Source organism: Virgibacillus sp. FSP13, assembly GCF_054048505.1.
Window position 1 is genome coordinate 69065 of record NZ_JBSVKG010000003.1, and the last position, 12664, is coordinate 81728.

Consider the following 12664-nt stretch of genomic DNA (forward strand, 5'->3'; position numbering starts at 1 on the left):
ATTTTTGATGAGTATAAAAAGGGAACAATTTGAAGAAGATGAAGGTGTGGATTTTCCAGGTAAAACATTTGTAGAAGCCTTGTTGAAGCCGGTATTTTATGATCAAAAAGAATATTTATTTGATGCTATGTTTATGATTCACAAGGCACATACTACTATGCTTCAAGAGCAAGAAATTCTTACGAAAAATGAAGCAATGGAAATTTTACGTGGAATTCAACAAGTAGAAAAACTCGATCGAGAAGAACTTGAGTACTCTGCTGAATATGAAGATTTGTTTTTTCTTGTAGAATCACAAATAGGAGAGCTAGTAGGTGAAGAATTAGCGGGAAAGATGCATATAGCCAAAAGTCGGAATGATATGGGTGAGGCCATGTATCGAATTGTAATTCGGGGGTATATACAAAAAGCAATAACTAATGCGAATGAACTTAGTGTTGCAATCCTTAATCAAGCTGAACAACATATTGAATCGATCATGCCCGCTCATACACATACACAACCTGCTCAGCCAACAACGTTTGGTCATTACTTAGTAGCAATCTATGACAACTTACAACATGATATCGAACGGTTAGAGCAAGCATACAAAACGGTTAATCAATCACCAATGGGCGCCGCAGCCATAACAACTTCCGGTTTCCCGATTAATCGTGAACGTATGGTGGAACTTCTTGGTTTTGATGGTTTAGTAGAAAATTCATATGATGCTATAGGTGCTGGTGATTATTTAATAGAGGCTGCTCAAGTCTTAATTAGTTTGATGACAAATATGGGAAGATGGATTCAAGAATTTTTACGAATGGCATCAAAAGAAGTTGGGTTGTTACGAGTTTCTGATGCATATGTGCAAATAAGTAGTATTATGCCGCAAAAAAGAAATCCTGTTTCTATTGAACATTCACGTGCAATAGCTAGTAGTGCAGCTGCTGAAGGTATGGCAGTTGTTCACATGATTCATAATACACCATATGGAGATATTAATGATACAGAAGATGATTTGCAACCACACATTTATGAAGGATATCGAAAAGGAATACGAGTATTACGCTTGATGCGTGCTGTAATAATAACAATAGATTTTAATAAGAATAGAGCACATCAACAGGCAAGAGAAAATATGATTACAATCACAGAGCTTGCGGATGTACTTGCCCGGGATTATGGTGTTTCATTTCGAAAAGCCCATCATAAAGCAAGCATGATAGCTAAAGAAGCGGATAACTGGGGAAAAGAATTATATGAAATACCGCTACTTCAGATTAATGAATTGTTAGGTGAAGTCGAATTAACTGCGAAAGACTGGCAGGACATTATTGATCCGGTATGTTTTGTTGAAAGACGAAATGTTACTGGAGGGCCTAATTATGATGTAGTACGGGATATGATAGAAAGAAGGAAAGCTTCCGGTAACGAACCTGATGATTAATAGTTAGGCTTAACACATTACAGTGTAAGGGGTTATTTTATAAAACAATGTTTTGTAAAAGAGGTTCCAGATAGTTTGTTTAACAAAAGTAAGTTAGCTAAAATGAATCTTGTACCAACTACAGAGCACGAAGCTTTTGTGGTTTATCCTGAACAAAAACGAGAAAATAGGCTCTATGATATTAATAAGACCCAAACACCTAAGAGAAGGCAATCATCAGGTTTTTCTTTAACCGTTCGGGATCAGACGAAAGAAAATGTGCTGCAACAGCGTAGAGAAGAAATTGTTATAGAGAGAAACAGGGCTTCGATCTTTATGCATAAGTTGCAAGGTCTCTATGTAATTTAAATTTTGATAGCTTTCGAGTAAAAGGGGAATGAAGTCGGGTTAAGCATTCCCCGTTTTTTTAACACCCATTTTAAAAATGTAGCAGTTCATGATATTCATTTACCAAACGTGAACATCGTGAGCTGCCTGTAAGATTAGCCGATTTCAACAAGCCTTACTATTCCACAAAACCCGTATTCACAAATCCTGTGAAATCCGGTTTCTCTTTCAAAAACTTCAAGTTATAAGAAGAGTTACCGAATTGCTGGATAACTTCTGGATCCATATCATAAACAAAATTAGTTCGTTTCCAGGCATTTTCCATTACGTCACGGGTAAGCTCCTGTCCAGTAATATCAGCAATTCCATTTATCGTGATCGTGATCGCTTCATCAGGATTTTCGTTTATATATTCGACTGCTTCTTTGTGGGCATCAATCAGTTTGGTTACAAGCTTCTGGTCGTCTTCAGCCAATTCTGATGTGGTGACAAATACGGCAGCTGGTAATTTTTTACCAAAGGAGATTTCGTCTGAATCAACAACAACATTTGCATCAGCTTTTGCTTCCAAAACAGATCCCCATGGTTCCGGTGCTGTGGCAACATCAACATTGCCACTTTCGAACATGGATTGGTATTGTGCTGGTTTGCCTGTTACGTGTTTCATGCTGCCGCCAACACGGTCGGACGTAATGCCTCTTTCCTTCATGTATGTTTCAAACTGGACATCATGTGTACAGCCAACTCGTGGCGAAATGAACGTTTTCCCTTCGATATCTTCGACGTTTTTTACGCCACTACCTTCACGGGAGACGATTACAGTTCCGCCAGTTGAAGAAGCTGCAATTACTTGAACGTCGACACCGGAAATAAAGTTATTCATTGCTGGACCCGGACCAACAAGCCCGCCTTGAATTTCACCTGTTGCCAAAGCTTTCATAAAAGTAGACCCATCTGGGAAAGTCCGATATTCTACTTCAACATCTTCACCTAGATGTTTTTCATACATTTCTTTTTCCTTTGCTATCATTGCTGGTGCGTGATTAAGGTTTGGAAAATAACCGATAACGATTTTTTCCTTTTTGCTTCCGTCGTCAGATGATGCTTGTGAATCATTGCCACATGCACCTAGAATGAGTAAAAAACTCACGAACAGAAAAACAATGCTTTTTTTCAAGATGATTACCCCTTTCTTTTACGCTGCTTCTTCCAATCCCCAGCGTTTTAGTACTTTATTTTCAATTCGCTGGAAAACAAATTGATCGACAACTGACCCGATGACACCGATGATAATGATAATCCCGATTACGAGACTCATGTTGTTAAAGTCGGATGCATAGCTGAGTGTGTATCCTAGTCCTGGGCCTGTGCTTAGTAATTCCGCAGCCATTAGTGCTCGCCAGCTAAATGCCCATGCGAGTCTGACACCCGTCACGGCATGGGGGATAGCGGCTGGAACAACAACTTTAAAAAACAGATCCATTCCTCTTGATCCCATTGTTCGTGCTGCTTTTAAATAAATCGGTGCGACATTTTTGATACCAATCCGCATATTCATCGTCATGACAAAGGTACCGCCAATGATGACGACAAAAATGATCGCGGTTTCACCAAATCCAAACCAGATAATGGCAAGTGGGACCCAAACAATACTTGGGACACTTTGCAATGCTAGAATCATCGTCCCTAGGGTCTCATCAGCTGTTTTAACTTTGGCAAGTAAAACACCAAGAATAGTGCCGATTATTAATGAGATAGCAAGGCCAATAAGTAAATGACGGAAGCTTGCTAGAATATCATATACAAGTGTCATATCCTGAAGCCCATTATAAATGGATTCGGCGACAGATAAGGGACTTGGTATCATCGATTCAGGCCAGAAACCGAGTAGCACGACACCTTGCCAGATCAGAATGAGTGAAACGAAAAACAGTATACGTTTAATTGGTACTGGCATGTTGCAACTCCTCTTTCATCACGTTGTCTATTTCAGTTTTTAAAATGGCCATTACATCCTCTTCTAAACTAGCTATATCTTTTTGTGGACGCGGCCTTTGTAAATCAACTTTGAAATCAGAAATGATGGTTCCCGGTCTTGCACCCATGACAATGACGCGATCCGATAGTTTGATAGCTTCACGAATGCTATGGGTGACAAAAACAATCGTCTTTCTATTGGCAAGCCAGATCTTTTCCAGTTCTTCCTGCAGTACGTTTCTTGTCTGTTCATCCAGCGCACCGAATGGTTCATCCATTAACAAAAGCTTGGAATCCATCGCAAGTGCCCTGGCAATCGAGACACGCTGCTGCATGCCGCCGGAAAGCTCGTGTGGATAATGGTCAGCAAATTGGCTGAGGTGGACCATTTGCAAAAAATGTGCGGCGGTGGTTGCCTGTTCTTTTTTCCCCATTCTTTTTCTGAGTGGAAACATTACATTTTCTATGACCGACATCCACGGAAAGAGTGCTGCTTCCTGGAAAACCATGCTTTTTTTTGGTCCTGGTTCTTTTATCTCGCTGTTATCTAACAGCACTGTACCAGAAGATGGTTTTGTCAGCCCTGCGGTAATTGAAAGAAGCGTTGATTTACCGCAACCTGAAGGTCCTAATAAAGAAATAAATTCTCCTTCTTCAATGGATAGATTAATATCGTTTAACACCAATAATGGCTGTTTATCTCCACGCTGAAACGATTTGGATATATTTTTTATTTCTAAAAACATAGCTATCACCTCCGATTAATAACTATAATTCCTATTGGTTTTATATGGATTATAGGTATTGTACCATGGTTATCTGTCTTTTCCAATAGGCGAATGTCGGATTAGGAGGAGAAAATGGTATAAAAAAAGCCTGGAAAGATTGATATCTTTCCAGGTAGTACCCCTTCATCATGTGTTCTTTTTCTTCGGCTCCGCGGTTTTCACTTCATTGTTTAATGCTTTAAATAATGCAATGACCATCAAAATCATTACAAAAGAAAACGGTAGCGCCGCAATAATAATAGTGTTCTGGATTGCTGTTAAGCCACCAACATAGAGCAAGATAAGGGCAACAGCGGATTGGGCAATACCCCAGATGATCTTTACCTTATTTGGCGGTATAAGCGAACCGTTTGTTGATTGCATACCTAGAACAAAAGTTGCTGAGTCTGCAGAGGTAATAAAGAATGATGCAATAAGCAATATGGCAATGACAGACAAGATGAGCGATATCGGCAATTGATCAAACATGTTAAATAGCACGAGCTCTGTTGAATATTGCGTCAGATCAACACCGCTGTTTTGCACATTTCCGGCTGTCGTACCGAACACTGCATACCAGATCGATATAAACAGGGTCGGTACAACCATTACACCGATTAAAAATTGACGGATCGTACGTCCACGAGATACACGAGCGATAAACATCCCGACAAATGGTGCCCAGGATATCCACCATGCCCAAAAGAAAATTGTCCAGCCGTCAAGCCATTCTCGATTATCGCCTTCGAGGGGAGCAGACTGAAAACTCATTTCCACAATATGCTGCATATACCAACCAAATGTCTCCGTAAACATGTTTAAAATCAACAATGTCGGTCCAACGATCAACACGACAATTAGCAACAATACAGCAAGTACCATGTTTGTATTGGACAAATATTTAATCCCTTTGCTCAAACCGGTCCATGCTGAGATAAGAAATAAAATGGTGACGACGGCGATAATTAAAAATTGGGATGTAAACCCGATATCAACACCGAATAAATGGGAAAGTCCACCATTAATTTGCACGGCACCAAACCCAAGTGATGTCGCAACTCCGAAAACGGTTGCAAAAACGGCTAACACATCAATCAAAATACCAAGTGGGCCGTTCATTTTGTTGCCGAACAATGGTTTCAATGTTGCGGAAATCAAACCAGGTTCTCCTTTGCGAAATTGAAAAAATGCCAAGGCCAAAGCAATAATGCCATACATTGCCCAAACATGAACACCCCAGTGAAGGTAGGAGTATGAGAGCCCTTGCTTGAATGCTGCTTCCGAACCAACTTCCGCTGAAGGAGAGTCAACAGCATAGTTGAATAGTGGTTCAGCGGCCCCATAAAACACTAAACCAATTCCCATTCCTGCTGAGAACAACATAGCTATCCATGTTGGCGTGGAGAAATCCGGCTTTTCATTGTCCTTTCCGAGGCGAATTTTTCCATACGGACTAACTGAAATGATAACAGATAGGATAACCAAAGCGGACATGAGCAGTAAGTAGTACCACCCAAATGATGTAGAAACGAATGCTTTTATGTTACCAGATATCGTTTCGAATTGTTCTGGGAAAATTGCACCGAAAATTACAGTTAAAATGACTAAAACTAATGTGATATAAAAAACTCTTGAAACTTTCTTCATGAAGCCCCCTTGAATATTTTGACATTATAAAATTAACAATACCAAACCTCAACATGCAATGCAATTTTCAGAAAGTCGTTTATCTTAGATGTATATATATGGTTTGGTTCTGTTATGTTAGGAAATTCCAAATATAGCCATGACAGTTAGAAAAAAACGTGATAAAGTAGAAACATAACAAAAAAGAAATCTGCATACGTTGCAGGAGAGGTTCGAAATTCCATCCCTCGATAAAAAACTAAGGAGTCGAAAACAACACGCTACTTAGTGTTGTTTTTTTGATGGAAAATGATTGAAGCTCTTCTTTTGGGATGCAAAAGAGAGGAGAAATAAAGTTGGATAATAATAAGGCAGTTGTGGTGTTTAGTGGCGGCCAGGATAGTACGACATGCTTGTTCTGGGCAATGGAAAAGTTTGAACATGTGGAGGCTGTTACATTTCAATATGGACAGCGACATATTCAGGAATTGGAGTGTGCAAGGGAGATTTGTCAAACGCTTGAGGTTCCACACCATGAATTGGATATGTCATTACTAAACCAGTTAGCGCCGAATGCACTGACAAGAGATGATATTGCAATCACAGAAGGGGAAGGCTTGCCATCAACGTTTGTGCCGGGGCGAAATTTGTTGTTCTTTTCATTTGCAGCAGTTTTGGCTAAACAAATCGGCGCCAAGCATATTATTACAGGGGTGAGCGAAACTGATTTCAGTGGTTATCCGGATTGCCGCGATGGCTTTGTTAAGTCATTGAATGTGACACTGAATTTAGCGATGGATGATGCGTTTGTGATACATACTCCATTAATGTGGCGGGACAAATCGGAAGTGTGGGAGTTAAGTGATGAACTTGGTGCTTTTGAATTTGTCAAAGACCATACATTGACTTGCTACAACGGTGTAAAGGGAAGTGGCTGTGGAGAATGCCCGTCATGTAAGTTGCGCCAACGAGGGCTTGAGCAGTATGAAAATAGACGGGAAGGGGAGATTGCCAAATGATGCAGCAAATTTATCCCGCTCCAGACCATGATTATTCATATGAATTAAATAAGGACTTTCACTTTGCGGCGGCACATTATATTCCAAATGCAGAAGCTGGCAAATGTCAATATACACACGGCCATACGTATTTTGCCAATATCACGATTGGCGGCAATGAGCTTGATGATTTGGGTTTTTTGGTAAATTTTAAACAAATCAAAGACATCATTCACAAACGGTTTGACCATGGAACATTGAATGATGATCCCGCATTTTCCAACGATCGTCCAGAACAATTTCCAACGACAGAGATTGTTGCACGAACGATTTATGACATCATCGAGGAGCATTTAGAAACATTATCTAATCGGCCAGTATGCTTACAAGTTTTTTTACGTGAGACGCCAACAAGCTACTGCGTTTATCGTCCAAAGGGGGCGAAAGCTAAATGAAACTGCCAGTAATGGAAGTATTTGGGCCAACGATTCAGGGAGAGGGAATGGTAATTGGGCAAAAAACCATGTTTGTCCGAACCGCGGGATGCGACTATTCCTGCTCCTGGTGTGACTCTAAGTTCACTTGGGATGGATCGGAAAAGGAAAACATCCAAATGATGGAGCCAGAAGATATTTGGGAGGCGTTACAGGAACAAGCAGGCGGCCGCTTTGGCCATGTAACCATTTCTGGAGGGAACCCCGGATTACTTGCGGGGTTAGATGGACTTGTTGATTTGCTTCATGGCCAGCAAATTAAAATCGCACTTGAGACACAAGGAAGTAAGTGGCAGCCATGGTTCGTAAAGATCGATGAGCTGACGATTTCACCAAAACCGCCGAGCTCTGGAATGCGGACAAATTTTGATATCCTTGACTCTATCATTGATTCGCTAACATTGCATCAGCAGGGAACATTCAGTTTAAAAGTTGTCATTTTTGATCAAGCAGATTTGGACTATGCAACGAAGCTACATCAGCGGTATCCGGATGTTCCGTTATTTTTGCAAGTGGGGAATGATGATACCGCCAACGCTGACAACGAGAAATTGCTTGAGCATTTGCTGGACCGGTATGAATGGTTGATTGATCAGGTGATGGCCAGCAACGTGTTGAAGAATGTACGCGTTTTACCACAACTGCATACGTATTTGTGGGGGAATTTGCGGGGGGTTTGATAAAGGAACATGTGCGATGATCCTGCGTTGTTTTTAATTCCAGGATTACTTGCCATAGATTAAATGTAAGAATTATTGTAATCTTTGAAAGTGAGTGATATAATTTAAGAGATTAACTGAATAGGTTAAAGATGTAGGTGCAATAAAGTTAATTCCATTTTATTGCTTAAAAGGGAAGTTCGGTGAAAACCCGACGCTGTCCCGCAACTGTGTATGGGAACGATTCGAGAAAAACCACTGTTTTCACGTATATGAAAATGGGAAGGTTCGAAAAGTGATGACCATGAGCCAGGAGACCTGCCTATGTCTAGCAACATCCATACCTACGAGGATAGGAGGTGTTACATGCGAATAAACAGATGAACATGTTCTGGAAATTTACCATGTTTATTTATGCTTTTTTTGGGATGCATGCTAACAACTTCTAAAAGGGGAGTTGTTTTTTTATTGCATTAAAAATACAGAAAATAAACAAACATCTGGGGGAAAACAATTTGTATGGAACAGTGACTTATTTCACGGAATGTTTAAAGGCAGCGATTATGAACAATTTGGCAGTTGATCAATCTTCTCCCATGCAAGTATGTTATGAACGAATGAAAAAAGAAATTGATACTTGTAAAGAGAGTGACGAAACAAAAGGACGTTATTTAATAAATCTTGAAAGGGCTTCCAATAGTGTTCTGATAGAACTAATAGGAGAGAGGGAGGAATTAAATGGAAACGGAAACTAAGTTTGTACCTGGGCTTGAAGGAGTTATTGCAGCAGAAACTGGGATTTCACTGCTTGATACTGAACAAGAGAAGATCATTATAAAGGGTTATGATTTGATCGAGTTATCTAAGAGTAGGGATTACTTAGACATTGTACATCTTTTATTTGAGGATACGCTGCCTAATCAAATCGAAAAAACAAAATTAGAGAAGAAGTTAAAGGCAAGGTATAATGTTCCATCCAATGTAATTGATGTTTTTGCATTATTGCCTAAAAAGACACACCCGATGGATGGATTAAGAACAGGCATATCCGTGCTTGCGGGGTACGAAGAGAATATTGATGATCGCTCTTTGAAGGTGAATAACAATCGTGCCTACGATCTCCTGGCAAAACTCCCTAATATTACAGTTAATAGTTATCGGGTTCTAAATAAACAAAAACCGGTTCACCCTCACAAGGATTTGTCTTATAGTGCTAATTTTTTATATATGATTACAGGGGAGGTTCCGTCTGAACAAGAGGCGAAGATTTTTGATCGATCTCTACTCTTGTATAGTGAGCACGAAATGCCGAATTCAACATTTACTGCAAGGGTAATTGCGTCGACACATTCAGATCTATATGGTGCATTAACTGGCGCAGTTTCATCACTGAAAGGTAATTTACACGGGGGGGCCAATGAGGCTGTCATGCACATGTTGCTTGAGGTAGATTCGACTGCAGGATTTGAAGAATTATTGTTGAAAAAGCTGCAACAAAAAGAGAAGATCATGGGATTTGGACATCGTGTTTATATGAACAAAATGGATCCAAGAGCGCTGATTATGAAAGAATCGCTAAAGCGGCTTTGTGAAAAAAAAGGAGACTTCTTGTTGCTAGAAATGTGCGAGGCTGGTGAGGAGCTGATGAAGCGAGAAAAAGGATTATACCCGAACTTGGATTATTATGCTGCTCCTGTATATTGGTTGCTTAGGATTCCAATCCAGTTATATACACCAATCTTTTTTAGTGCCCGAACAGTTGGATTATGTGCACATGTTATTGAACAGCATCAAAATAACCGGCTTTTTCGCCCACGTGTAAACTATGTTGGCGAGCAGTATTCATAGTAAACAACTGGGGAGTTGTGACCTGCTCGCCATAGTGATATAACCACCACTTATATATATAATATATAACATCGATTGAGAAAGGAAGAGGAATGTGTTAAAAGTGGATGAAACGAATAAGACCGATGTATTATTAGAAGAAATTGCCGATTATGTCTTAAACAAAGAAATTACAAGTACAGAAGCATATACGACAGCCAGCTATGTTTTGATGGATACTTTAGGCTGTGGCATTCTTGCGCTTAGCTATCCAGAGTGCACAAAGTTACTTGGCCCCATTATACCTGGTACGATTGTGCCTAATGGAACTCGTGTGCCTGGTACATCCCATGTACTTGATCCAGTGCGTGGAGCTTTTAATATTGGAACAATGATTCGTTGGCTTGATTACAATGATACGTGGCTGGCGGCAGAATGGGGACACCCTTCCGATAACTTAGGAGGAATTCTAGCAGTTGCTGATCATGTTAGTCAGGTGCGTGTTGCAAAAGGACAAGATCCGCTTCAGGTTCATAATATATTGGAAATGATGATTAAAGCACATGAAATTCAAGGTGTGCTTGCATTGGAAAACAGTTTAAATCGTGTCGGACTTGATCATGTATTATTTGTAAAAATAGCTACGACGGCTGTTGTGACAAAAATGTTAGGTGGCAAACGTGAGGAAATTATTAACGCACTGTCGAATGCTTGGATCGATAATTCGAGTCTACGTACGTATCGACATGCGCCTAATACAGGATCTCGTAAATCGTGGGCTGCTGGAGACGCAACGAGCAGAGCAGTATTTTTGGCATTGTTAGCTGTAAAAGGCGAGATGGGCTATCCAACTGCATTGACTGCACCTGGATGGGGATTCCAAGATGTTTTATTTAACAAACAAACAGTAAAACTTAGTCGCCCCCTTGATGCCTATGTGATGGAAAATGTTTTATTTAAGGTCGCTTATCCAGCTGAATTTCACGCCCAAACGGCTGCAGAGGCAGCAGTTCAGCTGCACCCGAAAGTGAAGGACCGAATCGATGAGATTGATAGGATATCTATTACAACACATGAGTCGGCCATTCGTATTATTGACAAAAAAGGTCCATTAAACAATCCGGCTGATCGCGACCATTGTTTACAATATATTACGGCAATTGGCCTGTTAAAGGGAGATATTACCGCTGATGATTATGAGGATGAAGCAGCGGCTGATCCTATCATTGATAGATTACGAGATAAGATGGTTGTTACAGAAAACAAACTCTATACAAAAGAATATCTTGATCCGAACAAGCGCTCAATCGCTAACGCCGTTCAAGTTTATTTTAAAAATGGAACGACAACGGAAAGTGTGGAATGTGAATACCCACTAGGGCATCGCTTCAGAAGAGAAGAAGCATTTCCAAAACTCAGAGATAAATTTATGGCGAATCTCTCAACACACTTCACAGCAAAACAAAGGAAGAAAATTGAGGAAAAATGTTTCGATCATGATAGAATCAACTCAATGTATGTAAATGAGTTTATGGATTTATTTGTTAACGTGTAAAGGGGGGAATCATGTATGGCTTGGATAGTGGATCAACAGTCATCACAAATAGAATTAGCAAATCAATTTAAAAAATCAATCGAAGAAAAAACTATATTGCAAATCCCTGGGGCACATGATGCAATGGCAGCACTTGTGGCAAAAAATGCGGGTTTCACAGCGCTTTATTTATCAGGTGGTGCTTATACAGCAAGCAAGGGTCTGCCTGATCTTGGCATTGTGACATCAACTGAAGTAGCAGAACGGGCGAGAGATCTCGTTCGGGCAACGAATTTACCGGTTCTTGTCGATATTGATACAGGATTTGGAGGAGTTCTTAATGTCGCTCGTACAGCACGGGAAATGGTTGAGGCCAATGTAGCTGCTGTACAAATTGAGGATCAAAATCTCCCGAAAAAATGTGGCCATCTTAATGGAAAACAACTCGTTTCTAAAGAAGAAATGGCACAAAAAATCAAGGCAATTAAGGAAGTAGCACCCTCACTTGTTGTCATTGCACGTACGGATGCACGGGCAGTAGAAGGCCTAGAAGCTGCGGTTGATAGATCTGCTGCCTATATCGAAGCTGGAGCGGATGGAATTTTTCCAGAAGCATTACAAACAGATGATGAATTTCGCTTATTTTCCGAAAAAGTGGATGTGCCGCTACTGGCTAATATGACAGAATTTGGTAAGACCCCATATATTAAAGCGAAGGCATTTGAAGACATGGGGTTTAGCATGGTTATTTATCCTGTTACCTCTTTGAGGGTGGCTGCAAAAGCATATGAGCGAATCTTTCGTTTAATCAAGCGGGAGGGAACTCAAAAAGAGGGTGTTTCCGATATGCAAACAAGAAAAGAATTGTATGAAACAATTTCGTACCATGATTTTGAGGGGCTGGATAAGACAATCGCAAAAACAACATTGTCAAATGATCAATAGATAAATATCTTGAAGTGTGGTTCTAAGCTATTTAAGGTATAAGGCGATGATTTCCATCTCTATGAAAAATAGATAGTGGAG

General features: G+C 40.2%; 13 protein-coding genes and 2 riboswitches. Of the genes, 9 read left to right on the top strand and 4 right to left on the bottom strand.

The features are described 5' to 3' along the window. Positions 1-7 precede the first annotated feature (7 nt). Both argH and ACW2QC_RS04130 read left to right on the top strand, forming a co-directional pair. Positions 8-1429, top strand: a complete 1422-nt coding sequence (gene argH / locus ACW2QC_RS04125; RefSeq protein ID WP_457542714.1) for an argininosuccinate lyase — start codon at positions 8-10, stop codon at positions 1427-1429. A 75-nt stretch (positions 1430-1504) separates the two neighbouring features. Then, entirely contained in the window at positions 1505-1777 is a 273-nt protein-coding gene (locus tag ACW2QC_RS04130; protein WP_457542715.1) for a hypothetical protein, read from the top strand. Between the two features lie 157 nt (positions 1778-1934). On the opposite strand, the gene ACW2QC_RS04135 is transcribed toward ACW2QC_RS04130, so the two are convergent. From ACW2QC_RS04135 to ACW2QC_RS04150, 4 genes are all read right to left on the bottom strand, one after another. Then, on the bottom strand, positions 1935-2933 hold the full coding sequence (locus ACW2QC_RS04135) for an ABC transporter substrate-binding protein (protein ID WP_457542716.1): 999 nt from the start codon (positions 2931-2933) through the stop codon (positions 1935-1937). An 18-nt stretch (positions 2934-2951) separates the two neighbouring features. Then, positions 2952-3713 (bottom strand): ABC transporter permease, encoded by a 762-nt coding sequence (locus tag ACW2QC_RS04140; protein WP_457542717.1) that lies wholly within the window; start codon positions 3711-3713, stop codon positions 2952-2954. Beyond that, complete coding sequence (locus ACW2QC_RS04145; protein ID WP_457542718.1) at positions 3697-4479, bottom strand: ABC transporter ATP-binding protein; 783 nt, start codon at positions 4477-4479, stop codon at positions 3697-3699. The genes ACW2QC_RS04140 and ACW2QC_RS04145 overlap by 17 nt, the downstream gene beginning before the upstream one ends. A gap of 168 nt (positions 4480-4647) precedes the next feature. Further along, positions 4648-6147: a glycine betaine uptake BCCT transporter gene (locus ACW2QC_RS04150; RefSeq protein WP_457542719.1), complete on the bottom strand. Its 1500-nt coding sequence runs from the start codon at positions 6145-6147 to the stop codon at positions 4648-4650. A 201-nt stretch (positions 6148-6348) separates the two neighbouring features. Beyond that, positions 6349-6395: riboswitch (PreQ1 riboswitch) on the top strand. A gap of 87 nt (positions 6396-6482) precedes the next feature. Between ACW2QC_RS04150 and queC the strand changes: the two genes are divergently transcribed. The 7 genes from queC to prpB all read left to right on the top strand — a co-directional run bounded on the left by queC (position 6483) and on the right by prpB (position 12583). Continuing rightward, positions 6483-7145 (top strand): 7-cyano-7-deazaguanine synthase QueC, encoded by a 663-nt coding sequence (gene queC / locus ACW2QC_RS04155; RefSeq protein ID WP_457542720.1) that lies wholly within the window; start codon positions 6483-6485, stop codon positions 7143-7145. After that, on the top strand, positions 7142-7579 hold the full coding sequence (locus ACW2QC_RS04160) for a 6-carboxytetrahydropterin synthase (RefSeq protein ID WP_457542721.1): 438 nt from the start codon (positions 7142-7144) through the stop codon (positions 7577-7579). The genes queC and ACW2QC_RS04160 overlap by 4 nt, the downstream gene beginning before the upstream one ends. Beyond that, entirely contained in the window at positions 7576-8298 is a 723-nt protein-coding gene (queE, locus tag ACW2QC_RS04165; protein ID WP_457542722.1) for a 7-carboxy-7-deazaguanine synthase QueE, read from the top strand. Before ACW2QC_RS04160 ends, queE begins: the two co-directional genes overlap by 4 nt. 118 nt (positions 8299-8416) lie before the next feature. Further along, positions 8417-8617: riboswitch (cobalamin riboswitch) on the top strand. A 175-nt stretch (positions 8618-8792) separates the two neighbouring features. After that, positions 8793-9032 (top strand): hypothetical protein, encoded by a 240-nt coding sequence (locus tag ACW2QC_RS04170; RefSeq protein ID WP_457542723.1) that lies wholly within the window; start codon positions 8793-8795, stop codon positions 9030-9032. After that, positions 9016-10125, top strand: coding sequence for a citrate synthase (gene mmgD / locus ACW2QC_RS04175; RefSeq protein ID WP_457542724.1), 1110 nt, complete (start codon positions 9016-9018; stop codon positions 10123-10125). The genes ACW2QC_RS04170 and mmgD overlap by 17 nt, the downstream gene beginning before the upstream one ends. Positions 10126-10219: 94 nt before the next feature. Beyond that, complete coding sequence (locus ACW2QC_RS04180) at positions 10220-11659, top strand: bifunctional 2-methylcitrate dehydratase/aconitate hydratase (protein WP_457542725.1); 1440 nt, start codon at positions 10220-10222, stop codon at positions 11657-11659. Between the two features lie 15 nt (positions 11660-11674). Next, entirely contained in the window at positions 11675-12583 is a 909-nt protein-coding gene (gene prpB, locus ACW2QC_RS04185; RefSeq protein ID WP_457542726.1) for a methylisocitrate lyase, read from the top strand. The last annotated feature ends 81 nt before the right edge of the window (positions 12584-12664 follow it).

Excerpts from the sequence above, each read along its gene's own strand:
- argH (WP_457542714.1), top strand. The coding sequence starts at position 8 with ATGAGTATAAAAAGGGAACAATTTGAAGAAGATGAAGGTGTGGATTTT.
- ACW2QC_RS04140 (WP_457542717.1), bottom strand. The coding sequence starts at position 3,713 with ATGCCAGTACCAATTAAACGTATACTGTTTTTCGTTTCACTCATTCTG.
- ACW2QC_RS04145 (WP_457542718.1), bottom strand. The coding sequence starts at position 4,479 with ATGTTTTTAGAAATAAAAAATATATCCAAATCGTTTCAGCGTGGAGAT.
- ACW2QC_RS04150 (WP_457542719.1), bottom strand. The coding sequence starts at position 6,147 with ATGAAGAAAGTTTCAAGAGTTTTTTATATCACATTAGTTTTAGTCATT.
- ACW2QC_RS04160 (WP_457542721.1), top strand. The coding sequence starts at position 7,142 with ATGATGCAGCAAATTTATCCCGCTCCAGACCATGATTATTCATATGAA.
- queE (WP_457542722.1), top strand. The coding sequence starts at position 7,576 with ATGAAACTGCCAGTAATGGAAGTATTTGGGCCAACGATTCAGGGAGAG.
- mmgD (WP_457542724.1), top strand. The coding sequence starts at position 9,016 with ATGGAAACGGAAACTAAGTTTGTACCTGGGCTTGAAGGAGTTATTGCA.
- prpB (WP_457542726.1), top strand. The coding sequence starts at position 11,675 with ATGGCTTGGATAGTGGATCAACAGTCATCACAAATAGAATTAGCAAAT.